This is a genomic window from Arthrobacter sp. D1-17 (genome assembly GCF_054130535.1).
On record NZ_CP096382.1, the window covers coordinates 1,365,704 to 1,389,858 of the forward strand.

The following is a 24,155-nucleotide window of genomic DNA, read 5'->3' on the forward strand; positions in this document are numbered from 1 at the left end:
GCTCAGCTTTCCGGAGTGGTGGGGCGCGGGTCCGCCGGCAGGCTATGGCGGTGCTTTTCTGACTTGATCTTGGGAATCTGCTGCGTGCGCGGGTTCCGCTGACGCTCCCGCTTTTCCTTAAGCTTTTCCCGGACCAGGTCCCGCGGTGACTCGTGGCTGCCCTCATTGGAGGGATCGTGGCTGCGGAGTTCCTCTTGGGCCTCCACCAGATCCTCCAAGAGGCTCCGAAGTTCAGCCCGCACGTAATCGCGGGTAGCCACTTCCCGCAGCGCGATCCGCAGTGCGGCCAGCTCCCTGGTCAGGTACTCCGTGTCGGACAGGTTGCGTTCTGCCCGCTGACGGTCCTGCTGCAGGGAGACACGGTCACGGTCGTCCTGCCGGTTCTGAGCCAGCAGGAGCAGCGGCGCCGCATAGGACGCCTGCAGCGACAGCATCAACGTCAGAAGGGTGAACCCAAGCTCCACTTTGTCGAACTGCCACTGAACGGGCGCGAACGTGTTCCAAGCCAGCCAGAAGACGCAGAAGAAGGTCATGTAGAGCAGGAACGTCGGCGTGCCCATGAAACGAGCGAAACCCTCGGTGGCATGGCCGAAGGCATCGGGGTCCGGCGAGAACTTCGGCAGGATTCGCTGGCGCCCGCTCAGGGGGGTGTCCAGGCTGCCTTTTACTGCCGCCTTCCCTGCGCCCCGCAGGCCAGGGCTCTTTGCTGCGTTATCAGCCAATGCGGCCTCCAAGCTTTCTGATCGGAGCTTCGCCGTCATTTGCCCGCCAATCGTCTGGCAGCAGATGATCCAGGACGTCATCGACCGTTACTGCACCAACCAACCGCCCTGCATCGTTGACCACGGGTAGGGAATTCAGGTTGTAGGTGGCCAGGGTACGCGCCACCTCGCTGATATGCGCCTGGTCCGACAGAGGTTCCAGGTTTTTGTCCACGAGATTGCCAAGCGGTTCGAACGGCGGAAAACGCAGCAGCTGCTGGATGTGGACAACCCCAAGGAACCGCCCGGTGGGGGTTTCCAGTGGCGGCCGCGTAATGAAGATGGACGATGCCAGGGCCGGTGACAGTTCCTCACGGCGTACGTGCGCAAGGGCTTCAGCCACTGTGGCTTCCGGCGGCAGGATGACCGGCACGGGAGTCATAAGACCGCCGGCGGTGTCCTCGTCGTATTCCAGCAGGCGCCGCACGTCCTCGGCGCCTTCCGGTTCCATCAGCTGGAGGAGTTCCTCGGCCTGGGCGGAGGGAAGCTCACCGAGGAGGTCGGCGGCGTCGTCCGGGTCCATCTCCTCCAGAACGTCAGCAGCGCGCTGGACATCCAAGGCGGAGAGGATTTCCACCTGGTCGTCCTCGGGGAGCTCCTGCAGTACGTCGGCCAGACGTTCGTCCTGAAGTTCGCTGGCTACTTCAAACCGCCGCTTGTCGCTCATCTCCTGCAGCGCCTCGGCGAAGTCCGCGGGTTTGAGGTCCTCGTGGGTGGCCACGAACTGGGTTGCTGCCTGGGGTTCTGTCTTGGCGCCCTGAAGCGCATCCGCCCAGTCGATGATCAGGGTTTCGTTGCGGCGGAGCCTGCTCAGCGGCGCGAGGGAGTGCCCGCGGCGGACGAAGAGCTTGCTGACGAACCAGTCTCCGGATCGGTGCTGGTCCATCGCGATGTCCTCAATGGTGGCGTCACCGCTGCCGTCGCGCAGTGTCACGCGCCGGTCGAACATCTCGGCGACAACAAGGGTCTCGGCGCCGCGCTGTTCGAAACGGCGCAGGTTGACCAAGCCCGTGCAGATGATCTGCGTCTGGTCGATAGAGGTGATGCGGGTCATCGGAACGAAGACGCGCTTCTTGCCGGGCACCTCGACGACGATGCCCACCACGTGAGGGGCGCCGCGGGTGCCGCGGGAGAGCACGACGACGTCGCGCAGCCGGCCCAGACGGTCGCCCAGAGGGTCGAAGACGTCCAGCCCGAGGAGGCGTGCAACGAAGACGCGGGTAGGGTTTGTGCTCACCACTACAGGCTACCGAGTCTGCTCACTTTTAGCTGAATTTCAGCTCACACCCATCCTTTTGGGCAAGAATGGGGGTATGTCAAACATTTTTGGTGCTCCCAAGGCCGGTGTCCCCGGCTCCGACGAGTCCCGGACTGTTCCCACTGGGGACTCCGTCGGCAGCTACTCCTCCTACCTGGACGCCCAGAAGGCTGTCGACTATTTGGCCGACCAGCAGTTCCCGGTGCACATGGTGTCGATCGTGGGCAACGACCTGAAGATGGTGGAGCGGGTGACGGGCAGGCTCAGCTACCCCCGCGTTGCGCTCTCGGGAGCCCTAAGCGGCATGTGGTTCGGCCTCTTCGTCGGCGTCATGCTTTCCTTCTTCACCCCGGCCGGTGGAACGTTTTCCATCATCAGCTCGGTGCTGATGGGTGCGGCCTTCTTTATGCTGTTTGGCATCGTCACCTATGCCATGCAGAAAGGCAAACGGGACTTCACGTCCACCAGTCAGGTGGTGGCCACCAATTATGACGTTGTGGTGTCCTTCGAGGCCGCCCACGAAGCCCGCCGGTTGCTGCAGCAGCTGCCGATGACGCCGTCGGCCGCCTCGGCAGGAACCCGGCCCTCCAACTACGGCGGGCCGGCCAACTACAGCGGACCTTCGAATTACTCACAGCGCGACTACTACAACCAGCCGTATCAGCAGCCCGGCCAGCAGCAGGGTCCCTACCAGGGACAGGCGCCGCAGCGCCCTGCAGGCTGGAACGATCCCTACGGGCAGCGCGCGCAGGATGGCCGCGGGCAAGAGTCGCAGGGCCCCCAGCAGCAGTTCCCACACCCCGAGGGTCCGCAGCCCCAGGGTCCGCAGCCCCAGGGTCCGCAGCCCCAGGGACAGGGGCCTTCCGACGAGCGGACTCCCGACGGCGGCCAGCCGCCCGTCCGGCGGTCCGTCCGTTATCCCGATCTGCCGGACGGGCGTCCGCAGTACGGTGTGCGCGTGAACGACGAGAATCAGCCGCACGCGAACCAGCCCCAGCAAGGCCCGGACGAGACCCAGCGCTAAAGCTGAAACTCCAAAGAAGCAAGTCCTCGCCGGCAGGTGAACGTAAGAGAGGGAAGGGCCCCGGAGAAAATCCGGGGCCCTTCCCTCTCTTACTGATGCAAGATTCATAAACGCACGGTACTGAACCTGGGGCTAGGCGTGGCCGCCGGCTTCCTGCCAGATGCCCGCCATCCAGGCTTCCACGTCCCCAGCCGTCCGGGGCAAAGCCGCGCTCAGGTTCATGGGGCCCTCAGCGGTCATCAGGATGTCATCCTCGATGCGCACACCGATTCCCCGGTATTCCTCAGGAATGGCGAGGTCCTCCTTCTTGAAGTACAGGCCGGGCTCGATGGTGAAAACCATGCCCTCCGTCAGCACTCCGTCAAGGTAGAGCTCGCGCTTGGCCTGCGCACAGTCGTGGACGTCCAGGCCCAAATGGTGGCTGGTGCCGTGCGGCATCCATCGCCGGTGCTGCTGCCCGTCCTCGCTGACGGCTTCCTCCACGGACACGGGCAGCAAGCCCCATTCCGCGAGGCGCTCGGCCAGGACAGTAGTAGCGGCCCTGTGAATGTCCCGGAAGCGGGCGCCGAGCTGAGCCGCCGCAAAACCTGCGTCAGCTGCGTCGAGGACGGCGTCGTAAATCTTGCGCTGTACCTCGGAGAATGTCCCGTTGGCCGGCAGTGTCCGGGTGATGTCTGCGGTGTACAGGGAATCGGCCTCAACGCCGGCGTCCAGCAGCAGCAGGTCGCCCGCGTGGATCTTGCCAGTGTTCCGGGTCCAGTGCAGCACGGTGGCGTTATTGCCCGAGGCGGCGATGGTATCGTAGCCGAGATCGTTGCCCTCCTCGCGCGCGCGGGCGAAGAACGCACCCTCGACCACGCGCTCGCCGCGAACATGGGTCAGTGCCCGGGGCAGGACCTTAACTACTTCGGTGAAGCCTTCAACCGTGGCGGCCACGGCGGTCTGCATCTGCTCTACTTCCCAGTCATCCTTGATCAGGCGCAGCTCGGAGAGGGCCTCGGAAAGCTTGTCATCCAAGGCGTCCAGCACGCCTAGGTCCAGGTTGTCCGGGTCCTTGGCGGTGTTGTAGCGGGCGGTGTCCACGAGGGCGTCGATGTTCTCGTCGACTTTGCGCACCAGGCGGATTGAAATGCCTCCGATTTCAGGGGCGCCCACGTTTTTGGTGATTGCCATTTCGAGTTCGTCGATGTGAGCCGCTGGGAGGCCGAGGCGGGCTTCGAACTCCGCCAGCGTGGGGCGCGGGCCGATCCAGAATTCCCCTGAGCGCGCGTCGGCGTAGAACTGCTCAGTATCGCGCCCGGCCAGCGGACGGAAGTAGAGCGTGGCGCGGTGATTGCCGCCGTCGTCACCTTTGCCCTCTCCAACCGGTTCGAAGATGAGTGCCGCGTCAGGCTCATGATCCAACCCGAGACCGGTCAGATGCGCGAAGCCGGAGTGCGGACGGAAGCGGTAGTCGCAGTCGTTGGAGCGGACCTTCAGCGGACCGGCCGGAACCACCAGGCGTTCGCCTTTGAACTTCCCCGAGATGATGCGCCGGCGCCGGGCGGCGTGGTCGGCCACGGCGTCGCGCGCAGGAGTGACCTGCGGGGCCGGAGCCCAGTTGGCGGCCATGAATGCCTTGAAGGCTTCAGAACTGGGCCGCTGCGAGCGGTTGTTGACCCGCTCCTCGAGGGGCTGGGAGGCTGTGTTTGTACCGTTCTGGGCGGTTTCTGCATGGTTCACCGTCCCATAGTCTCACCAGCCCTGCGGCTTAGGCCAACACCCGGCAGGGGCCGGATCCGCTGCCGGCAGAGAGTACGCACCGGCTTCTAGCGGCGGGGGACCCGGCGGCCTGCACCCCGTATCTACTAGGCTGGACGGGTGAGGATCGATCTGCACGCCCATTCGAACGTTTCAGACGGCACCGAACCGCCGGCAGCGGTGGTGGCTGCCGCTGCCGCCGCGGGGCTGGACGTTGTCGCACTGACCGACCACGACTCCACTGACGGCTGGGACGAGGCCTCCAGCGCCGCAGCCAACAGCGGCGTGGCACTCGTTCCCGGCATGGAAATTTCATGCCGCACGGAGCAGGGCATCAGCGTGCATCTCCTCAGCTACCTGCATGATCCCAGCCATGAAGGCCTTCTCGAGGAAATCACCAAGGCCAGGGATGCCCGGCTCACACGTGCCGAGCGGATGGTTACGCTGCTGTCCGAGGACTATCCGCTGACATGGGACGACGTCATTCACCACGTGGCCCCCGGAGCCACCCTCGGACGGCCTCATATAGCTGATGCGCTCGTGGCCGCGGGCGTGGTCGCGGACCGGTCGGAGGCCTTCACCTCCATCCTGACCTCACATTCGCGGTACTTCGTGCAGCATTATGCGCCCGAGCCGGCGCTCGCCGTCGAGCTTGTCCGCGCGGCCGGAGGCGTGCCCGTTTTTGCCCACCCGGTCGCATCGTCGCGCGGACGGGTGGTGGGGGAGCGGACCTACCACGACATGATCGATGCCGGCCTCGCGGGCCTTGAAGTCGACCACCGCGACAATTCTGACGAGGGCCGCGAGTTCCTGCGCGGCCTCGCAGCCCGGCACGGGCTGCTGATGACGGGCTCCTCCGATTACCACGGAAAAGGCAAGCCCAACAGGCTGGGCGAAAACCTCACGACGCCGGAGGCGTTTGCGCGCATTGAAGAACTCGGAACCGGGTCCGCCGTCGTCCGCTGACCGCCCCAACTGGCCGGCAGTTGTTGTCGTTCCGGGGCGTCAAAACGTTACTAATAGGGGTTTAATTGGGCGGGTAGGCCGTGAAGTCCGCATGGCCGCCCAGCCGTTTGGCCATGACGTCAATAGCCGGCTGGTTCTGGTCGACGCACACAAACCGGCGCCCCAGCTTTGCGGCCACCGCTCCCAGCGTGCCGGACCCGGCAAAGAAGTCCAGGCACCAGTCGCCTGGCCGGCTGGACGCGGCAACGACGCGCCGTACCAGGCCTTCGGGCTTCTGCGTGGGGTAACCGGTTTTTTCCTTGCCGGTGGGGGAGACGATGGTGTGCCACCAGACGTCGGTGGGCAGCTTGCCCAGTTCGCGTTTCGCCGGAGTCACGAGCCCCGGGGCCATGTACGGTTCCCGGTCCACTTCGGCGCTGTTGAAGTGGTACTTGGCCGGGTTCTTGACATAGACCAGGATGTTGTCGTGCTTGGTGGGCCAGCGGAACTTGGCACGCGCCCCGTAGTCGTAGGCCCAAATGATTTCGTTGAGGAAGCACTCACGGCCGAAGATCGCGTCCAGCATGACCTTCGCGTAGTGCACCTCGCGGTAGTCCAGATGCAGGTACAGGGTGCCGTCCTCGGCAAGCAGGCGCCAGGCCTCGACCAGTCGCGGTTCCAGGAACGACCAGTAGTCGCTGAAGGCATCGTCGTAGCGGTGCAAAGCGCCTTTGATGGTGTCGTACGAGCGGCCCTTGAAGCCCACCCGGTCGCCGTCGCCTTCGGCATTGAGCACCATCTTCGTTTCCTGGCGCTGCTGGGCCCGGCCCGTGTTAAAGGGCGGGTCCACGTAAATCAGTGTGAAGGCGCCGTCCGGCAGCGTGGGGAGGAACTCCGCGTTATCCGCGTGCACCACCAGGTTGCTGCCGTCCGGCGCCCAGACAGGTTCAGTCATCTAGGCTTTCAGGCCTCTGTGCCGCCCGGCTGCGAGCCGGTAGCCGCCGATTCGCCGCCGGCCACCACTTCGCCGTTGCGGCGGCGGGTGCGGGTCCGGTTGCGCCGCGGACGTGCCGGCTGCTCGGCACCGGCTGCGGCGGTGCCGCCTTCTGAGGCCGCGGGTCCGCTTCCGGTCTCAGCAGAGACATCAGAGGAACGACGACGGCGGTCTCCCGAACGTCCGCCGCTTTCGTTGCCGCTGCGGCGGCTGTCTTCCCGGCTGCCGGAACGCCCGCCTGAAAGGCCGGAATCCCGCCCGCCGGATCGGCTGTTCTTCTTGCCGGTCTCGCCCAGGTCCTCCAGGACTTCGGCGTCGACGCCGGCCAGGGTGCGCTTGCTGCGCGGAAGCCTGCCCTTGGTGCCTTCCGGAATGTCCAGGTCCTCGTACAGGTGCGGCGAGGAGGAGTACGTTTCGACGGGCTCGGGAACGCTCAGGCCCAGGGCCTTGTTGATGAGGCCCCAGCGCGGCATGTCATCCCAGTCCACGAAGGTCACGGCCGTGCCCTTGTTGCCGGCACGCCCGGTGCGGCCCACGCGGTGCAGGTAGATCTTCTCGTCCTCGACGCACTGGTAGTTGATGACGTGCGTGACGTCGTCAACGTCGATCCCGCGGGCGGCGACGTCGGTGGCCACAAGGACGTCCACCTTGTTGTTGCGGAAGGCCCGGAGGGCCTGCTCGCGGGCTCCCTGGCCGAGGTCACCGTGGATGGCGGCTGCGGCGAATCCGCGGTCCACGAGTTCCTCGGCAACTTTGGCGGCGGTGCGCTTGGTCTTCGTGAAGATGATGGTGCGGCCGCGGCCGCGGGCCTGCAGGATGCGGGCAACAACCTCGATCTTGTCCATGCTGTGCGCACGGTAGATGAGCTGGCGGATGTCGCGCTTGGTGAGGCCTTCGTCATCCGGGTCTGCAGCGCGGATGTGTGTCGGTTGCGTCATGTACCGGCGGGCCATGGCGATGACGGGGCCGGGCATCGTTGCCGAGAACAGGAGGGTCTGGCGGACCGGGGGTGTGCCGGCGATCAGGGTTTCGACGTCGGGGAGGAAGCCGAGGTCCAGCATCTCGTCGGCCTCGTCGAGCACCACGATCTTGACGTTCTTCAGCACCAGGTGCTTCTGCTTGTAGAGGTCGATCAGGCGTCCGGGTGTGCCGACGACCACTTCCACGCCCTTCTGAAGGGCCTCAACCTGCGGCTCATAGGCGCGGCCGCCGTAGATCGTGGTGATCCGGGCGTTGCGCTTGCGCGAAGCGTTCTGCAGATCATTGGCAACCTGCACGGCCAGTTCACGGGTGGGGACGATCACCAGCGCCTGCGGGGCGCCGGGAGCCGGCAGCTTGTCGAAGCCGGGATCACCCTGTCCCACGACGCGCTGCAGCGCAGGAATGCCGAAACCGAGGGTCTTGCCGGTCCCGGTCTTGGCCTGTCCGATGATGTCGTGACCGGATAGCGCCACGGGCAGTGTCATCGCCTGGATGGGGAAGGGGTGCGTGATGCCGGCGTCGGCGAGGGACTCGACGATGTCCGCGCGCACGTTGTAGTCGGAGAAGGACTTTTCCGCGATCTCGTGGGGTTTCTCATCCGAGATAATGGTTTCTTCCGGCTCGATGGTCTCGGTTCCGGTGTCGTCGGAGAGAAGCTGGTGGGTATGCAATTCACTCACAGGGGAGTTTCCTTATTCATTTAGGCATTGGCGCCGCCTGCTCAACGGGCCGGCCGGGAAAGCCGCTCCGGAGCACGCTCAGGCGCGCGAGCAATTCCAGTGGAAGCCGATCGCGGGCTATCAAATGCTGGCACTGGGGACCAGCGGGTCTGTCTCAAGATCGCGTAGGGGCGGGCTTGTTGAATTCAAAAATACTGGAAATCAACGACCGGGCATCCATTTCTACCCCTTAAGTCTAACCGGCAAAACCGGATTCCCTGACGGGCGCCTGTTCCCCGACCAGTTCGAGGTGCACTTCGCGTGTGGCGATGTCCGCGGAAACCAGCCGTACCCGGACCCTGGTGCCGGACTCCATTTCGCCCTCACACCGCGCCGTGACCGCCGGTTCGGCGATCTGGACCGTGCCCCACGGGCCGCCGTTGGAACCCTTGCCGTTGGACTTTCCGTTAGTACCCTTCCCGTTCCCGATGACGTTCGCAGTGACTGTGCTGTTGCTGTTATGGCCGTTGCCGCTGCCGCTAGGAGCGCCAGCGCCGGCGCCGTTGCCGTTGTTCTTGGCGGGTTTGGATCCGGAGATCACGACAGCGTCGAACTCCTGGCCGATGTGGTTGCTGAGCAGCGCAGCCTCCACGGTGTCAAGCGCGAGCCGCTCCATTTTGGACGCCAGCTGATCTGAAGCAGCCATTATTTCCGGCAGCGACGGCAGAGCCTCCCGGGCCCAGGAGGGCACAGCTCTGTTGTTGCTCAGCGCCTCGCAGATGACAAGGACGAACCGGTCGACCAGACGGCGCAGCGGAGCTGTGGTGTGGGCGTAGGCTGTGCCGATGGCAGCCTGGATGGCGTCCTCGGGAACAGTGCCATCGAAATAGGTGTAGCCGGCTCCGCGGAAGAGCATGCCGGCAGAGTGCAGGATGGCCAGCTGCCGGTGGTCCGTCGGATCCAGTGTCCGCAGGTACTCGCCGTAGCTGACCGTTCCGTCCCAAGGCTTTCCCAACGCCGCCGTCTGACGCCTGAAATGCGCCAGCGACCGTTCGTCAGGGGCGGGCATCGTGCGCAGGATGCCTACCTTGCCGTCAAGCATCAGGGAGGCGGCGGCCATGCCGGTCATCAGCGAGATCTGGGCGTTCCAGTCCTCCACTGGAAGCTGCGGCGCCGCGACAATCTCATAGCCGCCGTCGGGTAGCTGTACGATCTCCTGGTCCGGCATATTCAGGCTGGCGCCGTCCCGGGCCCTTTCCAGTTCCACGCGCTTGATCCCCACCTCGCGGAGGAGCTGCAGCACGGGCGACGCGGTTCCCGCGTCCAGCGCTTCCTGCGCGCCCTTGTAGCTCAGCTTCGCCCGGCTGCGGACCGAGGCGCGCCGCACCGATACGGAGACTACCTCGGCAGCGGCGTCGAGCGCGAACTCCCACACGAACGCCGAACACAGCTGACCTGCCAGCAGGCTGCCCGCGTTTTCGCTGATGACTTCGGGGTGCAGGGGAATCCGGCCGTCCGGGGCGTAGAAGGTCTGGCCGCGGCGGCGGGTTTCGGCGTCGAGCGCGCCGCCGGGGGCGACGAAGGACGGTACGTCGGCGATGGCGTACAGAATCCGGTAGCCGTCCCCGGTTCGCTCGATGAAGAGTGCCTGGTCCAGATCCGTTGACGATGGCGGGTCGATAGTCAGGAATTCGACGTCGGTGAGGTCCAGCCCGGGAAGCTGCAGCTGAGCCACAGCCGCTTCGGCTTCTTTAAGGACGTCCTCAGGGAACGGCCCGGGCAGCTCCAGTTCCGTCCGCAGCGCACTCAGGGCCTCCGCCAGGGCGTTGGTCTGTTCGTGGACGCTGGGAGAGAGACGATGATGTGGCACGAAAATCAGGTTAGTCGGATTTCCGCGGTTAGTCTTGGATTATGGGCACAACCTCGACTGGCACTGCTCGGTATGACCGTTTCGTGGCCGACCTGTACGGCGTCATGGCATATGGTGAGCTTTCCGCTTTCGAGCGGCTTTCGTCGGACGCCCGCTATTCTCCTACGCTTCACGACCGCGCCGTGCTTGGCCGCATCGCGGTCATCGAGTTCCAGCACTACGAGCTGGTCAGCGCAAAGCTGGCTGAGATGGGAGTGGACGTCGAGGACGCGATGCTCCCGTTCCAGGCCGCCGTGGACCATTTCCATGAACGAACCCGGCCCGCTGACTGGTACGAGTCGCTAATGAAGGCCTACGTCGTCGATACCGTCTCGGCAGACTTTTACCAGGCAGTAGCCCGGTATGTGGATCCGGGGAGCCGTGACCTGATTGCCCAGGTCCAAGCAACCGAGGAAGCAACAATAGTCCTCCGCGAACGTCTGCGCGGGGCCCTTGCGGATGATCCGCGGCTCGCCTCCAGACTCGCGCTGTGGGGACGGCGGCTACTGGGCGAAGCCCTGACCCAGGCGCAGCGGGTGGGGTACGAACACGCGTTCCTGCCCGATTTGATCGCGGCCGCGGACAGCGGAGCTGACGATGCCTCAGTCCGGGAGGCAGTGCGCGCGCTGACCGCGGAACTTGCCGAAAACCACTCGAAGCGCATGGTGGAGCTGGGACTGAGCAGCTGACGTTGTGTCTCCTTTGTGCGCCCTGAGCAGTGGCCGGGGCTCCCGCGCGTAATGCGCCCTAGGCCCTGACGGCGCCGGAGGCCCTGGGTGCGGCTCCCGCGGCACCAGCCGCTCCGGCGTCGAGGGCGGCAATGAGTTGTGCCGCGGCAGCCGCCGGGTCCGGGGCCTCGGTGATGGCCCTGACCACGACGATGCGCTCGGCGCCCGCCGCCACCACCTGTTCCACGTTGCTGAGATCGATCCCGCCGATAGCGAACCACGGAAGCCGCCGGCCGCTTTCGCCACGGGCCCTGTGGGCAGCCTCGGCGGCATAACGCACGAGGTCAAGTCCGACGGCGGTCCTTCCGGGTTTCGTGGGGGTTGCCCACACGGGGCCGACGCAGAAGTAGTCGAGGCCTTCCGGCGCCTGCGCTGTGGCGATGGCGTCATCAATTTGGTCGGGGGAGTGGGTGGAGAGACCGATTGCCGGAGAACCGGGCAGCACCTGCCGGGCCGCGCGCAGGGGCAGGTCCTTCTGTCCGATGTGGAACACGGGAGCGCCGGCCAAGGCGGCGATGTCGGCCCGGTCGTTGACGGCCCAGAGCCGGCCGTGCCGTCCGGCGATCTCGCGGAGAACCTCGAGGAGCTCCAGTTCCTCGGCTGCCTCAATAGTCTTGTCCCTGAGCTGAATGATATCCACGCCGCCGGAGAAGGCGGCGTTGACGAAGTCTGCGAAGTCGCCGCGGTCCTTGCGGGCGTCCGTGCAAAGGTACAGGCGGGCGGAATCGGTGAGTTCATGCGCGGTCATGGCAACCAGCCTAGTTCCTCTAAACTGGGTCCGTACCGCGGGAGCCCGCTGCAGCTGTCATAAACGGCGCAGGGCTGAGAGGGCGTCAGAGCCGACCGCTTGACCTGATCCGGTTAGTACCGGCGTAGGGAAGGAATTGCATGAAGCCTGGAACCGGTGGCGCATCTGCCATTGACCTCACGTCCGGCGATGCCAGGACATCTGCCGCTGGCAGCCCGTACGCCACTAAACCTTTGCACAGCATCGAACCTCTGCACGCCGACGTCGCCGTCATTGGCGGCGGTGTGATCGGCCACGGGATAGCCTGGGAGGCCAAACGCTCAGGACGCTCGGTGGTCCTCATCGATGAGGCGCCCGGAACCGGTGCCAGCTGGGCAGCAGCGGGCATGCTCGCCCCTGTGAGCGAACTGCATTACCAGGAGGAGGAACTCCTCGAGCTCATGCTCGAATCCTCCGCGCTGTGGCCTGGCTTCGTAGCGACGCTCGATGCCATGCGGCCAGACCCCCTCAAGCCAGACCATGGCAGGGAGGACACAGGCTACCTTGCGTCACCCACCATTGCGGTCGGCGTCGACCAGGCTGACCGGCGCACCCTGATGGATCTTCGCCAGGTGCAGCAGGCGCATGGCCTGATCGTCGAACCGCTGACCATCCGCGCAGCCCGGCTGCGTGAACCGCTGCTAAGCCCAGGCATTTCCTGTGCCCTGGAGATTCCGACGGACCACCAGGTTGATCCGCGAAAACTCGTAAAGAGCTGCGCAACTGCGCTGTCCCGCCACTCTCCCGGTGCGCGGACTGCCGTGGCCGGCGCGGAAAGCGGCTATGCGGTACGGGACAACGCCGTGGCATTGCTGTGGGACGCGGGGCGGGTCAGCGGTGTCCGGCTTGCTGGCGGCGGCACGGTGCTGGCCGCGGAAACCGTGGTAGCCAATGGTCTCGCGGCTGCGTCGCTGGACGGTCTTCCGGAGAACCTGAATCTTCCCCTCCGGCCGGTGTACGGCGATATTCTCCGGCTGCGGGTCCCGGACCGGCTCCGTCCCTTGCTGACGGCAACAGTGCGGGGCATCGTGCGAGGAGTTCCGGTCTATCTGGTTCCGCGGCAGGACGGGACAGTCGTTGTCGGCGCCACCCAGCGTGAAGACGGGCAGGGTGCTCCCAGCGCGGGAGGGGTCTACCAGCTGCTCAGGGACGCGCAGGCCCTTGTGCCGGCGATCGCGGAGCTGGAACTTCTCGAGGCAACCGCCCGGGCTCGTCCGGGCACGCCGGACAACGCGCCGCTGCTGGGCCGCGTCCCCGCAGCGAAGGAGAGCGGGTACGGAGCGGCAGACTGCGAATCCGGAACGGCGGACCGCGGGCTTGGAGCGCACGTTCCGGGGCTCATCATCGCTACCGGCTTTTTCCGGCACGGGGTCCTGCTGACGCCTGCCGCGGCCGTCATCTGCCGAGAGCTGATGGACGGTGTAGAGGACAGCCGCTGGGGCGCCTTCAGTCCCGGCCGGTTCCCGGCCGGGCAATCGGAGCTGTTGGCCGCTGCCGCACAAGGCACTGCGCCCCCTGGCCCGGCTGTATCAGGCCCAGCCGCATCAAACCCAGTCACATTTGACCGAACCAAGGAATCCGCATGAACATCACATTGAACGGCAAACCCCACGCCGTGGGGACAGAAGCCTCCGTGACGACGCTCGTCAGCCAGATCACGGGGCGGGAACTTGCCTCAGACGGGCAGGCCGCGGACGGCCAGCGTCTGGGTGTTGCGGTGGCGCGCAATTCCGAGGTGGTGCCCCGCAGCCAGTGGCACAGCACGGCGCTCACCGAGGGCGATGACATCGAGCTCGTTACTGCAGTTCAGGGAGGATGAGGACGATGACTGAAACAACTGCGCTTCCGGCCGTGCCCGGAACAGACAGTGACCCCCTGGTTATCGACGGAGTGGAATTGAGTTCCCGGCTCATCATGGGCACAGGCGGAGCGCCCAGCCTGGACGGCCTCGGTGCGGCGCTGCTGGCCTCCGGCACGGAACTGACCACGGTCGCCATGCGACGCTATTCGCCCGCCGAAACGGGTTCCCTGTTCCAGCTGCTCTTGGATAACAACATCCGGGTCCTGCCGAATACAGCCGGCTGCTTCACTGCCAGGGACGCGGTCATGACGGCGGAGCTGGCCCGTGAGGCGTTGGAGACGGACTGGGTGAAACTGGAAGTCATTGCCGATGAGCACACTCTCCTGCCTGACGCGGTGGAACTCGTCGATGCCACCGAGCAGCTCGTCAACCGGGGGTTCAAAGTCTTCGCGTACACCAACGACGATCCGGTTCTGGCGCTGCGTCTGGAGAACCTCGGAGCCACCGCCGTCATGCCGCTCGGCGCTCCGATCGGGACCGGATTGGGAATCCTCAACCCGCACAACATCGAGCTGATCGTGTCCCGTGCCTCTGTGCCTGTGGTGCTGGACGCGGGCATCGGCACCGCCTCGGACGCCGCCTTGGCCATGGAACTGGGCTGTGACGCCGTGCTGCTGGCGACGGCCGTGACCCGGGCACAGAACCCTGCGCTCATGGGCCAAGCCTTCAAACACGCTGTTATCGCCGGTAGGCTGGCGAAAGCGGCCGGGCGGATTCCGCGCCGCGAGCATGCGCTGGCGTCTTCTGCGATGGAAGGCCGGGCCGAATTCCTCTAGGGCCGGGTCCTGAGTGTGCGGGCGCACGGAAGGGCAGGCTCACCCGCTACCCGTCAAGGAGTCAGACGTGGGACCCAAGGACGAGATCCTCACCCGCTCCCAGATAGATGAGGCCCTGTCGGGCCTGCCTGACTGGCGCTACCGCCTGGGCGGCCTGGTCACTGTCTACAAGACGCCGACGGCGGCCGGCGCGCTTGAGCTGATTGCCGGCGTCGGGCGTCTTGCCGAGGAGAAGGACCACCATCCGGACCTGGACTGGCGGTACAACCGTGTGTTTATTCGGTTCACCTCTCACGACGCGGGCGGCGAAGTGACCCCGCGTGACATCGCCGCCGCCGCGGCCGTTACCCATGCAGCCGCAGACGCTGGCGCAGCCGCGGAGCCGGGGCTGTACCGGACAGTGGAAATCGGTATCGACACGCCGGAGCCCTCGGCGATAGCCGACGTCTGGCGTGTTGCTCTGGCCTACAAACAGGGCCGGGGAGGCAGCCTGCAGGATCCCTTCGGCCGGGGTCCGGGACTCTGGTTCCAGGAGACCCGGACGCCCAATGACAACCGGCTCCATGTAGACATCCACCGCTCCAAGGCCGAATCCGGTCCCGTGCTGGAGAAGGTGGCTGCCACTGGCGCATCAATGGACAGTGACCACACACCCAACTGGGTGGTGGTCACTGATGCTCAAGGGAACCGACTGTGCCTGTGCACCGAAGAAGGCGAGCAGCCCCGCAGCTGATGCTGCGCGAAAGGCGCCTGTTTGGGGCACGGCCAGTCTGCCGTTTTGCTACATCTTGAGGGCCTCTGTGAGGCGCTGTGTGTCCTGTTTGGTCCTGCTCCGGCCGAGGAAGGCGGCGGCGGCCAGAGCCGCTGCCGCGCCTGCAATCATGGGGGCTATCCATGGAATCCAGGTCAGGCCCGGCTGGTAGCCAAGGCCAGCCGCCATGCAGATCATCCAGGCGGCCATGCCCGCCGCGGTCCCCACGCCAGCTGGCAGGAACATGCCGTATTTGGCGTGGCGCCTGTCATTCGCCCAGACGATGAAGCCCGAGGCGACATTGACCAGCACGACGATGACGAGGGACAGCATTGTCAGCCCTAGAGTGCGCCGAAGCCGACCCGGCGGACTTCTTCCGCACCGATCTCGACATAGCCCAGCACGCTCGCCGGCACGATGATCTGCCGGCCCTTCTCATCCGTCAGGCGCAGCTCGGTGCCCTTTGCGAGGGATTCTGCTACGACCTTGGCTACGGCGTCAGCATCCTGGGCCGATTCCAGCACGAGTTCGCGGCCGATGTTTTGAATGCCGATCTTTACTTCCACAGCAAGGCCTCCCAGCCAGTCAATGTTGATTAGATGTCAAAGGGTGTTCTCCCTTTGTAGTCTAGGTCTCTTTGGGAAAGCGCGAGATTCCGCGCCAAGCTAAACGGTAGATCAAGTCGCTGGCCACATCGATGTCCAGGTTCCCGCCCGTTTCGAGCCAGTAGCGCGCGCTCACGTGCGCCATCCCGGCGAGGGCCCGCCCCAGCAGCTGCGCTTCCAGGTGTGGCAGCTTGGTGTCTTCGGCAATCACGTGCGCGATGGCGTCGGCAAATGCCTTATTGAACGTCTCGAGGCGGGCGCTGACGTCGGCATCGTTGATCAGGTCCGACTCAAAGACAAGGCGGTGCGCCTGATCGTCGCTGTCGATGAAGCGGTAGTACGCCCTCATGACAGCCTTGACCCGTTCTTTGTTGTCCGTGGTGGAGTTAAGCGCGCCCATCATGAGGTCTGTCAGGGAGCTGAGGTGGTTGTCCAGGAGTGCGAGATAGAGCTCGCGCTTCGAAGGAAAGTGCTGGTACAGGACCGGCTTGCTGACGTGGGCGGTCTCAGCGATCTCGTCCATGGCGGCGCCGTGATATCCGTTGGCCACGAAGACTTCCTGGGCGGCCCTCAACAGCTGGGCGCGGCGCTCATCACGTGGCAGCCGGGCAGAACGCTGGCCGGGGACGCGGCCTCCAGCAAAGGAGGGCGCGGCCGGAGGTTGATCAGCCGGTGCATCGTGAACCACTGTTGGCCTTCTTTCCATCTCAGTTAACTTCACTTTACCCGGAGGTAATATGACCGCACGGTATCTTCAGGCATACATTGAAGTATGGCTTTTTCGTCCACTGCAAATGCAGCACGCACCTCACTGCACCCCCTTGTCGAACCGGCAGCCGAGCTCTCGCCGGAAGAGGTGGAGCGGTACTCCCGGCACCTCATCATTCCGGAGATCGGCGCGCTTGGCCAAAGGCGCCTGAAAAACGCCCGGGTGCTCGTGATCGGGGCCGGCGGGCTGGGTTCCCCGGCCCTGCTCTACCTTGCCGCTGCCGGCGTAGGAACCATCGGGATCATCGACGATGACGCCGTCGACCTGAGCAACCTGCAGCGCCAGATCATCCATGGCGTAGCAGACGTGGGCCGGCCAAAGATTGAATCGGCGCGTGACGCAATAGCCGCCCTGAACCCCTTGGTGGACGTGCGCCTGCACAATGTCCGCCTGGACGCTTTCAACGCCTTGGAACTGTTCTCCGGCTATGATCTGATCCTTGATGGAGCCGACAACTTCGCCACCCGCTACCTGGTCAACGATGCCGCAGCCATCCTCGGGAAGCCGTATGTGTGGGGATCGATCTTCCGATTCGACGGGCAGGTCAGCGTGTTTTGGGAGAAGTACGGCCCGACGTACCGTGACCTGTATCCGGAGGCCCCGCCGGCAGGGTCCGTGCCGTCCTGCGGCGAAGGCGGCGTCTTCGGAATGCTGTGCGCCGCCGTCGGATCCCTGATGGTGACAGAGGCCGTCAAGCTGATCACCGGCGTCGGACGCTCCCTGCTCGGCCGCGTGGCGCTGTACGACGCTCTGGGTGGTAGCTGGCGTGAAATCAGGGTTGCCAAGGATCCTGCGGCCCCGTCCATCACCGAGCTGACGGACTACGAGGCATTCTGTGGCATTGCGCCGCCGGCAGCCACGGACACGGAACACACCGTTACTGCGACGCAGCTGGCCACCATGCTGGCGTCCCGCGAGGCCGGGCTGAAGGATTTCGAACTCGTGGATGTCCGGGAGCCGGGGGAGCACGACATCGTCAGCATCAACGGTTCCGTCCTCATCCCGCAGGGCAGGATTCTTTCCGGCGAGGCTTGGGCAGAGCTGCCGCAGGACCGGGATATCATCTTCCACTGCAAGGCCGGCTCGCGGTCCGCCGCGGTGCTCAGCGCAGCCAGGAAGGCCGGATACCAGCGCGTGAGCCATCTCGACGGCGGCATCCTCGCCTGGGTCCGGGATGTGGAGCCGCACAAGCCCGTTTACTGACAGGAGCGGCCTCCCGCCCGAAGTTGCCCTGCGCCCATCAGCGGATCTCATGCTGCCAGCCGTTGCTGCAGGGGCTGGCGTCGAGGCGCCAAGTGCTCACGGCCGCTGCAGCCCGCTGGCTGCCAGAGCGGGCAGCGGCAGCCCCAAGACCCGGTCCTGGACCGGGTCGGTGTACTCAAGTTCCAGCCGGGAGGAGCCGGACGGAGCGAGGTAACTGATCCAGTGGTGCTCTGTTGCACCTGCTGCCAGGGTGCCGCCACCGTGACCGTAGCCCTGCGGCGTGACGGTTGTGGATGACGGCGCCAGCCGCAGGCGAAGCTGTCCGGGACTGAACAGCACCGGTTCCGGAGTCGAGTTGTGCAGTTCAACTTCAACCAGAACCACCTCGCTCCAGGTGAGGTTTACCGGCTGCGGAGATGTAGGGTTCTGTGGTATTTCGGCATCGTGGCCATGGGAATCTGCGGCAGTGCCCTCAGCACCGGCCGCCTGGGGGCGGCGGGAGTCGCGTCCGGAGTATGCGGCCAAAGCTGCGGGACCGGTGAGGGCGGCGGCTGCCGCTTCTACCGACCGGAAGGCAGGGCGTCCCTGCTCGTCGAGCCTGGCGAGCCTGCCAGCCTGGGTCACTGCCAGGAAGCCGAAGGCGGTGTCCTGCCGTGTGCCGGCCCCGGGGGCGCTCCGGGAAACCGCGCCATACGTCCCGCCTGCCATCAGCAGGACGGCGCCGCTGCCCACAAGCAGGCCGAACTGGCGACGGCTTAGGACTGGCACAGAAAACGTGCGGTAGTCAGGAATCACGGCTCGCACCCCCAATAGTTTTCTTACTGCAACCCATGCTCCGCAGCCAGCCTATGGAAACCTTGCAGAATTCTTGGGGCGCAGCTGGAAGGGCCGTGCAGGAACTGCAGCGGGGAATGAGACGCCACACAAGGAGGTGTCAAAGGGAGACAGCTCCCCAGGAGGTGACGCTGTCTTAGGAGCGCGACGCTGTCTTGGGAGCGCACAGAGAGGCCGGTTTAGGCCGAGTTCCTCCGGGCCGCAGTCTCGGACAGCGGCAATGGCTTGGACACGGATGCGGGGGCAAGCTGCCCGTGGTCCACAGGGCACTCTGCCTTTGCTGCAGCAGCCGGCTGTTCCACAGTAATCCCGTACAGGGTTTCCAGCGCGGCAACATAATCGTCCTGCTGGCCGTTGGCGGCCAGCTCCCGGGCCCTGACGGTGGGCACGTGGAGCAGCTGCTTCACCATACGGCGCAAGGCGAACTCCACTTCCTCAGCCGCGGCAGTGCAGCCGTGGCGGGCGCGGACCTTCTCCATTTCGGCGTCCAGCACGTTCATGGTGTGCCGGCGCAGTGCCACGATGGCTGAATCCACGGCCCGTGCTTCCCGTTGCTGCTCGAAGGCCTGCGCGGCACCGGAGACGATGCTGCTGGCCTGGGCGAGGGATTCTGCCTGCTCTTCCGGAGCTGCCAGCCGCACGGATTCCAGCGTCAGGAGCTCAACGCCATCGAGCTCTCCCACGGCGGGATCAAAGTCATGGGTCAGGGCGAGGTCGATGGCAATCAGGGGACGGTCGGTTCCGGAGCGGACCTCGGCGAGTTCTGCAGCATCAACCCGGTTGTCAGATCCGCTGCAGCCGATCATGACGTCGGCCGCGGCGACGGCAGACCGGAGGGTGTCGCCGTCGAGGGCGGTGCCGCCGCGGGTAGCCACGAAGGTGGCGGCGCGGCCTGACGAAGAATAAACGGAAATGTCACTGCAGCCGCGTTCGCGCAGCAGGGCCATGGTGGCGCCCGCGTAGGCGCCGGTGCCGAACACCACGACCTTCTTGGCGGACCAGTCGGGATTTTCGGAGAGATCAGTGGCGAGGTCCAGCGCAACAGAAACGATAGACAGCCCGCGGGAGCCCAGGGCCGTCTGGGCTCCGACATCCTTGGCCGTCTTGGACGCGGCTTGGAAGAGCCGGACCAGGCCCGGACTAGCCGTGCCTTCGTGCTGCGCAGTGATCAGGGCACGGCGCACCTGGCCCGCAATTTCGCGTTCTCCGACAACCGCCGAATCCAGTCCTGAGCTGACAGCAAAGAGGTGCTGGCTGACATCGGGACCCGTCCGGGTGCTGAAGGAGCGGGATACGAGCTGTTCGCTGAGGCCGCTCATTTCACTGATCTGGCCCACCAGGGCGGCGCGGGCGGCTTCGACGTCATCCACATGCGATGCTTCGCCGTAAATTTCATAACGGTTGCAGGTGGCAAGGACCACCGCACCCGTCACTGCCGGCGACTCGGCGAGGGCGGATGTGGCAATGCCTGAGGAACCGTTGCTTAGTTGAGCGACGGTTTCGAGGTCGATGTCGGCGTGAGTAGCCACCAATGAGAAAAGAACCACAGCAGGACAATCATAGCTTTTTCGTAAAGGCGTAGAACAACCCCCTGCCCGGAAGCACGGCCTGTTGCACTGTGATTCCTGCCACGGCCACTTACCCAAGGCCCGGCGTGACAGGCTGTCGTTATCTTTTGAGGGCGATTTTCGGCACAATCAAGGCATGACTTCTAGCGCTGCAACTTCAGATGGCACGGCCCTTGACGCCGGTCATCCGCTCATGGACGGGCGCACTGCCGACTCGCCGCTTATCACCGCCTACCGGGGTGAAAAGCCCAGCCGCCGTCCGGTGTGGTTCATGCGCCAGGCCGGCCGGTCCCTGCCCGAGTACCTGAAGGTGCGCGAGGGTGTGGCCATGCTGGACTCGTGCCTGCGCCCTGAGCTTGCCGCAGAGATCACGCTGCAGCCTGTGCGCCGCCACGACGTCGATGCGGCAATATTTTTCTCCGACATCGTCATCCCGCTTAAGCTGGCCGGCGTCGCCGTGGACATCGTGCCGGGTGTGGGTCCGGTCCTGGGCAAGCCAGTTCGCACCGCAGCCGACGTCGCTGCCCTTCCCAAGCTCACCTGGGAGGCCTTGGAGCCCATTCGCGAAGCCGTCCGCCTGACGGTGGCCCAGCTGGGCAAGACCCCGCTCATCGGTTTCGCCGGAGCACCTTTTACGCTCGCCGCCTACATGGTCGAGGGGAAGCCGTCCCGCGACCACCTCGGCCCGCGCACGATGATGCACGCGGACCCGGAAACATGGAATGCCCTGGCCAACTGGGCCGCAGACGCCTCGGGGCTGTTCCTGCGGGCACAGCTCGAAGCAGGCGCGTCGGCCGGGCAGCTGTTCGATTCCTGGGCAGGCTCCCTTGGGCTGGCCGACTACAAGCGCTTCGTTGCGCCGGCGTCTGCCCGGGCGCTGGACCACGTGCGGCACCTCGGCGCGCCCCTGATCCATTTCGGCACGGGAACCTCCGAACTCCTCGTCGCGATGCGCGACATCGGCGTCGATGTGGTGGGCGTGGACTACCGGTTGCCGCTGGAGGAAGCGAACCGGCGCCTGGGCGGCGCAGTGCCCCTGCAGGGCAACATCGACCCCGCCCTCCTCTCGGCCCCCTGGGAGGTGCTTGAGGCCCACGTCCGTGAGGTCATTGCCTCCGGTGCATCGGCGCCCGGCCATGTCCTGAACCTCGGCCACGGCGTTCCCCCGGAAACGGACCCCGACGTGCTGACCCGCGTCGTTACGCTGATCCACTCCATTTCTCCGGAGTAAGGCGGTGGAGGGGGCAAGCCCCGTAACGGGCGGCCGGACGGCTCTGGTAGTGGGCGGCGGCATGTCCGGTCTCCTTGCCGCCCGCGAGCTGGCGCAGGCCGGACTGGCGGTCACGCTGCTGGAAGCCACCGACTCCTGGGGCGGCTGCGTGGGCCGGCATGAGGTTGCCGGGCTCACCCTGGACAGCGGCGCGGAATCGTTCGCCACACGATCCAGCGCGGTGGCCGACCTGACCCGCGAACTGGGTCTCTCCGACGCGATCGTGTCCCCGCACCCCGGCGGCGCGTGGGTGCAGCTGCCGGACGGCGCACGTGAACTTCCCCGGACCGGCATCCTCGGAATTCCGGCAAACCCGTGGGATCCGGAGGTGCGCCGCTCGCTGGGATTCGCGGGGTCGCTGCGCGCGTCGCTGGACAGGTTCTTGCCGGCATCCCTGGGAACTGCCGCAGACGTCACGAGCGTCTCGGCCCTGGTCCGGACAAGAATGGGACAGCGCGTCCTCTCCCGGCTTGTGGAGCCGGTGGTTGGCGGCGTGCATTCGGCCGACCCCGCCCTTTTGGACGTGGACATGGTGGCGCCGGGGCTGCGCGCCGGAATTAGTAGACACGGCTCGCTGGCCGCCGCCGTAGCGGCGCAGCGCCGCACGCCTGCCCAGGATGGTGGCGAAGGTGCCGGCGGTGAGCGTGCCGGTGCAGCCAAGGCCGGGTCCGCCGTCGCCGGCCTGAAAGGCGGCATGCACACCCTGGTGGCCGCCCTCGTCGCTGACCTTCAGCAACGTGGAGTGAACCTCATCAGCGGGATCCGGGCCCGCTCCGCGGCACGGACCCCGGCCGGGTGGAGGGTCACCGCGGCCGCAGCCGGCGACGGCACGGGCGGCGCAGGTGACGGCACCGAAGAAAGTGAACAGACGTACGACGCCGGGGTGCTGGTGGTCGCGCTCGACGGTCCCGCCGCCGTCGGGCTGCTTGGGTCAGCGGTGCCGGCCCTTGCCGGTCACCGGCCGGCGCCCGGTCCCGAGGTCAAACTGGTGACGCTCGTGGTTGACCTCCCGGAGCTGGACAGCCGGCCGCGGGGAACGGGCGTCCTCGTCGCTCCGCAGACCCAGGGCATTCACGCCAAGGCCCTCACCCACGCGACGGCCAAGTGGGACTGGCTGGCGGCGGAAGCCGGACCTGGCCGGCACGTTGTCAGGCTGTCGTACGGCCGCCGCGACGGTACCGCGCCCGGCAGGAGCGACCAGGGTTCGCCCAACATTGCTGCCTTGCCGGATGCGGCGCTGCTGGAGCTTGCACTCCGGGATGCCTCGGCGCTGCTGACGGTGTCCGTCAGCGCGGACGTCCTTGTGGACTGGGACGTGGTCTCGTGGGCCGGTGCCCTGCCGTTCGCCGCGGTCGGGCACCGGCAGCGGGTGGCCGAGGTCCGCCGGATCTGCGGGGGCAGCGATGCGCCCGTGCTGGTGGGCGGGTGGCTCGCCGGGAACGGACTGGCAGCCGTGGTGGCAGACACCAGGCAGCAGCTGCGAACCTTCCTCGGGAAGTAGCTTGCGGAGATCAAGCACCAGCCGCGGCAAGGCTCGCTGCCCGGCAACGCAGCGTCCCTGGTAACCAAACTACGGTAACAAGACGGTAACAAACCGGCCGGAATCCCGGGCGGCTTGTTGCCCCGGTCCGTCCTTTAATACCGCCCGCGATAGCTGCTGGACGTGCTGTCTGCAAGTTTTCCCAGACGGCGTTTTGTGTTTAGGGTCGATAACTATGGTCGATCAGAAGTCCGAGAACATTCGTACGCTGGCCGGTAACCATGGGGGACTTCGACGCGGCACGGCAGCCGCTGCGCTCGGAGCGGTTCTGGTCTTATCCGCAGGTGTGCCTGCATCCAACGCCGCTGCGCCGGCGTCGCTGACAGACGCAGGGGACAGAGTACGGTCCGACGCCGAGGCTGTTCCGGGTGCCGCCCCGCAGGCGGCTGTGGCCGTGAGCCAGGTCAAGGCCACAAGCGAGGTCAAAACCACGGTGGACGGGACGGTGAGTCTTGAAGCCTGGGCAGGCGCCATCCTTGGTGATGATGAGGACGACGACGGGTCTTCCGCCTCACCCGCACCGTCCGTCTCGCCCTCCAGCACGCCTGTGCCCGTTCCCACTGCGCCCGCGCCGACGCCGCCTGCAACGCCCCTTCCTGTGACTCCTACGACGTCGCCCACGACGTCGCCGGCTCCCGCGCCCGCTCCGCCGCCCACCAGCGCAGCCGCGTCCGGGACGTCCCCGTCTCAGACGTCGGCGCCGGCCCCTGCAGCGCCCCGGCCAGGCTACTCGCCGGCGGCTGGCGTTCCCGCGCCGGCGACCCGGCAGGCGCCGGCAGCGCAGTCCGGCGTAAGCCGGCTCGGACCTGCCGTCCAGCCGGCACCGGCGCAGCCGGCCGAGGCGCCGGCGGGGGTCCCGGTTCCGGCAACAGGTTCAGCAGCCGAAACGCCGGACCGCAGCGCCCAGAGCAAGCTGGACACAGCGACCTCGCGCCCCGGAGCCGCTGGCATCACCTCCGAAGTCTGGGGCTCGGGCCGCCTGTCCAGTCCCATGAACATGGGGACGGTGAATTCCCGGTACTCCATAAGCCGGCCAAGCAGCGCGGTTCTCAGCAGCACACAGTCCGGGCCCATTTCCCCCATGGTCTGGGCCGGAGCCGGGCTCGTGCTCCTGGCAGGGGCAGCTGGTTTGGTGGCCTACAAACTTCGCCGCGCGCTCTGACAGCCCCGGTAATACCCGTGAATTAGCCCA

General features: G+C 66.1%; 23 protein-coding genes and 1 riboswitch. Of the genes, 11 read left to right on the forward strand and 12 right to left on the reverse strand.

Annotation, left to right across the window (positions count from 1 at the left end; translation table 11 throughout):
- Window positions 1-2: 2 nt before the first annotated feature.
- Together M1E01_RS06425 and M1E01_RS06430 are read right to left on the reverse strand one after the other, a co-directional pair.
- A complete protein-coding gene (locus tag M1E01_RS06425; RefSeq protein WP_457974239.1) occupies window positions 3-761 on the reverse strand; it encodes a DUF1003 domain-containing protein in 759 nt (252 codons plus the stop codon).
- Entirely contained in the window at window positions 715-1,998 is a 1,284-nt protein-coding gene (locus tag M1E01_RS06430) for a magnesium transporter MgtE N-terminal domain-containing protein (protein ID WP_457974240.1), read from the reverse strand. The genes M1E01_RS06425 and M1E01_RS06430 overlap by 47 nt, the downstream gene beginning before the upstream one ends.
- Window positions 1,999-2,074: 76 nt before the next feature.
- On the opposite strand from M1E01_RS06430, the gene M1E01_RS06435 reads away from it, so the two are divergent.
- Window positions 2,075-3,043, forward strand: coding sequence for a general stress protein (locus tag M1E01_RS06435; RefSeq protein WP_457974241.1), 969 nt, complete (start codon window positions 2,075-2,077; stop codon window positions 3,041-3,043).
- 132 nt (window positions 3,044-3,175) lie between these two features.
- On the opposite strand, the gene M1E01_RS06440 is transcribed toward M1E01_RS06435, so the two are convergent.
- Window positions 3,176-4,765 carry an aminopeptidase P family protein gene (locus tag M1E01_RS06440; protein WP_457974242.1) on the reverse strand — a complete coding sequence of 530 codons (1,590 nt, stop codon included), beginning with the start codon at window positions 4,763-4,765 and terminating at the stop codon, window positions 3,176-3,178.
- Between the two features lie 138 nt (window positions 4,766-4,903).
- Between M1E01_RS06440 and M1E01_RS06445 the strand changes: the two genes are divergently transcribed.
- On the forward strand, window positions 4,904-5,749 hold the full coding sequence (locus M1E01_RS06445; RefSeq protein ID WP_457974243.1) for a PHP domain-containing protein: 846 nt from the start codon (window positions 4,904-4,906) through the stop codon (window positions 5,747-5,749).
- Window positions 5,750-5,810: 61 nt separating this feature from the next.
- On the opposite strand, the gene M1E01_RS06450 is transcribed toward M1E01_RS06445, so the two are convergent.
- The 3 genes from M1E01_RS06450 to M1E01_RS06460 all read right to left on the reverse strand — a co-directional run bounded on the left by M1E01_RS06450 (window position 5,811) and on the right by M1E01_RS06460 (window position 10,232).
- Window positions 5,811-6,683: a DNA-methyltransferase gene (locus tag M1E01_RS06450; protein WP_457974244.1), complete on the reverse strand. Its 873-nt coding sequence runs from the start codon at window positions 6,681-6,683 to the stop codon at window positions 5,811-5,813.
- A gap of 8 nt (window positions 6,684-6,691) precedes the next feature.
- Window positions 6,692-8,383 carry a DEAD/DEAH box helicase gene (locus M1E01_RS06455; RefSeq protein ID WP_457974245.1) on the reverse strand — a complete coding sequence of 564 codons (1,692 nt, stop codon included), beginning with the start codon at window positions 8,381-8,383 and terminating at the stop codon, window positions 6,692-6,694.
- 235 nt (window positions 8,384-8,618) lie between these two features.
- Window positions 8,619-10,232 carry an RNB domain-containing ribonuclease gene (locus M1E01_RS06460; protein WP_457974246.1) on the reverse strand — a complete coding sequence of 538 codons (1,614 nt, stop codon included), beginning with the start codon at window positions 10,230-10,232 and terminating at the stop codon, window positions 8,619-8,621.
- A gap of 41 nt (window positions 10,233-10,273) precedes the next feature.
- Here M1E01_RS06460 and M1E01_RS06465 point away from each other — a divergent pair, with 41 nt between their 5' ends.
- Window positions 10,274-10,960, forward strand: a complete 687-nt coding sequence (locus M1E01_RS06465; protein WP_457974247.1) for a ferritin-like fold-containing protein — start codon at window positions 10,274-10,276, stop codon at window positions 10,958-10,960.
- 58 nt (window positions 10,961-11,018) lie between these two features.
- Here the strand turns inward: M1E01_RS06465 and thiE are convergent, their stop codons facing one another.
- A complete protein-coding gene (thiE, locus tag M1E01_RS06470) occupies window positions 11,019-11,747 on the reverse strand; it encodes a thiamine phosphate synthase (RefSeq protein ID WP_457974248.1) in 729 nt (242 codons plus the stop codon).
- A gap of 27 nt (window positions 11,748-11,774) precedes the next feature.
- A riboswitch (TPP riboswitch) is annotated at window positions 11,775-11,896 on the forward strand.
- Here thiE and M1E01_RS06475 point away from each other — a divergent pair.
- The 4 genes from M1E01_RS06475 to M1E01_RS06490 all read left to right on the forward strand — a co-directional run bounded on the left by M1E01_RS06475 (window position 11,888) and on the right by M1E01_RS06490 (window position 15,156).
- Window positions 11,888-13,372, forward strand: coding sequence for an FAD-dependent oxidoreductase (locus M1E01_RS06475; protein ID WP_457974249.1), 1,485 nt, complete (start codon window positions 11,888-11,890; stop codon window positions 13,370-13,372). (Overlaps the previous riboswitch by 9 nt.)
- Window positions 13,369-13,605 (forward strand): sulfur carrier protein ThiS, encoded by a 237-nt coding sequence (gene thiS / locus M1E01_RS06480; protein WP_457974250.1) that lies wholly within the window; start codon window positions 13,369-13,371, stop codon window positions 13,603-13,605. The genes M1E01_RS06475 and thiS overlap by 4 nt, the downstream gene beginning before the upstream one ends.
- Window positions 13,606-13,610: 5 nt before the next feature.
- Window positions 13,611-14,423 (forward strand): thiazole synthase, encoded by an 813-nt coding sequence (locus M1E01_RS06485; protein WP_457974251.1) that lies wholly within the window; start codon window positions 13,611-13,613, stop codon window positions 14,421-14,423.
- Between the two features lie 67 nt (window positions 14,424-14,490).
- A complete protein-coding gene (locus M1E01_RS06490; protein WP_457974252.1) occupies window positions 14,491-15,156 on the forward strand; it encodes a 4a-hydroxytetrahydrobiopterin dehydratase in 666 nt (221 codons plus the stop codon).
- A gap of 48 nt (window positions 15,157-15,204) precedes the next feature.
- Here M1E01_RS06490 and M1E01_RS06495 read toward each other — a convergent pair whose 3' ends face one another.
- The 3 genes from M1E01_RS06495 to M1E01_RS06505 all read right to left on the reverse strand — a co-directional run bounded on the left by M1E01_RS06495 (window position 15,205) and on the right by M1E01_RS06505 (window position 16,467).
- On the reverse strand, window positions 15,205-15,507 hold the full coding sequence (locus tag M1E01_RS06495) for a hypothetical protein (protein WP_457974253.1): 303 nt from the start codon (window positions 15,505-15,507) through the stop codon (window positions 15,205-15,207).
- An 8-nt stretch (window positions 15,508-15,515) separates the two neighbouring features.
- Window positions 15,516-15,740 (reverse strand): DUF3107 domain-containing protein, encoded by a 225-nt coding sequence (locus tag M1E01_RS06500; protein WP_457974254.1) that lies wholly within the window; start codon window positions 15,738-15,740, stop codon window positions 15,516-15,518.
- A 61-nt stretch (window positions 15,741-15,801) separates the two neighbouring features.
- Window positions 15,802-16,467 carry a TetR/AcrR family transcriptional regulator gene (locus tag M1E01_RS06505; protein ID WP_457974255.1) on the reverse strand — a complete coding sequence of 222 codons (666 nt, stop codon included), beginning with the start codon at window positions 16,465-16,467 and terminating at the stop codon, window positions 15,802-15,804.
- A gap of 84 nt (window positions 16,468-16,551) precedes the next feature.
- Between M1E01_RS06505 and moeB the strand changes: the two genes are divergently transcribed.
- Entirely contained in the window at window positions 16,552-17,751 is a 1,200-nt protein-coding gene (gene moeB / locus M1E01_RS06510; RefSeq protein WP_457974256.1) for a molybdopterin-synthase adenylyltransferase MoeB, read from the forward strand.
- Window positions 17,752-17,847: 96 nt separating this feature from the next.
- On the opposite strand, the gene M1E01_RS06515 is transcribed toward moeB, so the two are convergent.
- Together M1E01_RS06515 and M1E01_RS06520 are read right to left on the reverse strand one after the other, a co-directional pair.
- Entirely contained in the window at window positions 17,848-18,555 is a 708-nt protein-coding gene (locus M1E01_RS06515) for a hypothetical protein (RefSeq protein ID WP_457974257.1), read from the reverse strand.
- Between the two features lie 209 nt (window positions 18,556-18,764).
- Window positions 18,765-20,132 carry a glutamyl-tRNA reductase gene (locus tag M1E01_RS06520; protein WP_457974258.1) on the reverse strand — a complete coding sequence of 456 codons (1,368 nt, stop codon included), beginning with the start codon at window positions 20,130-20,132 and terminating at the stop codon, window positions 18,765-18,767.
- Between the two features lie 157 nt (window positions 20,133-20,289).
- Between M1E01_RS06520 and hemE the strand changes: the two genes are divergently transcribed.
- From hemE to M1E01_RS06535, 3 genes are all read left to right on the forward strand, one after another.
- Complete coding sequence (hemE, locus tag M1E01_RS06525) at window positions 20,290-21,384, forward strand: uroporphyrinogen decarboxylase (protein ID WP_457974259.1); 1,095 nt, start codon at window positions 20,290-20,292, stop codon at window positions 21,382-21,384.
- A gap of 61 nt (window positions 21,385-21,445) precedes the next feature.
- Window positions 21,446-22,924 (forward strand): protoporphyrinogen/coproporphyrinogen oxidase, encoded by a 1,479-nt coding sequence (locus tag M1E01_RS06530; protein WP_457974884.1) that lies wholly within the window; start codon window positions 21,446-21,448, stop codon window positions 22,922-22,924.
- Window positions 22,925-23,138: 214 nt separating this feature from the next.
- A complete protein-coding gene (locus tag M1E01_RS06535) occupies window positions 23,139-24,125 on the forward strand; it encodes a hypothetical protein (RefSeq protein WP_457974260.1) in 987 nt (328 codons plus the stop codon).
- The last annotated feature ends 30 nt before the right edge of the window (window positions 24,126-24,155 follow it).

Coding starts and splice junctions, on each gene's coding strand:
- M1E01_RS06425 (WP_457974239.1), bottom strand. CDS start 761: ATGACGGCGAAGCTCCGATCAGAAAGCTTGGAGGCCGCATTGGCTGAT.
- M1E01_RS06435 (WP_457974241.1), top strand. CDS start 2,075: ATGTCAAACATTTTTGGTGCTCCCAAGGCCGGTGTCCCCGGCTCCGAC.
- M1E01_RS06450 (WP_457974244.1), bottom strand. CDS start 6,683: ATGACTGAACCTGTCTGGGCGCCGGACGGCAGCAACCTGGTGGTGCAC.
- M1E01_RS06465 (WP_457974247.1), top strand. CDS start 10,274: ATGGGCACAACCTCGACTGGCACTGCTCGGTATGACCGTTTCGTGGCC.
- thiE (WP_457974248.1), bottom strand. CDS start 11,747: ATGACCGCGCATGAACTCACCGATTCCGCCCGCCTGTACCTTTGCACG.
- M1E01_RS06475 (WP_457974249.1), top strand. CDS start 11,888: ATGAAGCCTGGAACCGGTGGCGCATCTGCCATTGACCTCACGTCCGGC.
- thiS (WP_457974250.1), top strand. CDS start 13,369: ATGAACATCACATTGAACGGCAAACCCCACGCCGTGGGGACAGAAGCC.
- M1E01_RS06485 (WP_457974251.1), top strand. CDS start 13,611: ATGACTGAAACAACTGCGCTTCCGGCCGTGCCCGGAACAGACAGTGAC.
- M1E01_RS06495 (WP_457974253.1), bottom strand. CDS start 15,507: ATGCTGTCCCTCGTCATCGTCGTGCTGGTCAATGTCGCCTCGGGCTTC.
- moeB (WP_457974256.1), top strand. CDS start 16,552: ATGGCTTTTTCGTCCACTGCAAATGCAGCACGCACCTCACTGCACCCC.
- hemE (WP_457974259.1), top strand. CDS start 20,290: ATGACTTCTAGCGCTGCAACTTCAGATGGCACGGCCCTTGACGCCGGT.
- M1E01_RS06530 (WP_457974884.1), top strand. CDS start 21,446: ATGTCCGGTCTCCTTGCCGCCCGCGAGCTGGCGCAGGCCGGACTGGCG.
- M1E01_RS06535 (WP_457974260.1), top strand. CDS start 23,139: ATGGTCGATCAGAAGTCCGAGAACATTCGTACGCTGGCCGGTAACCAT.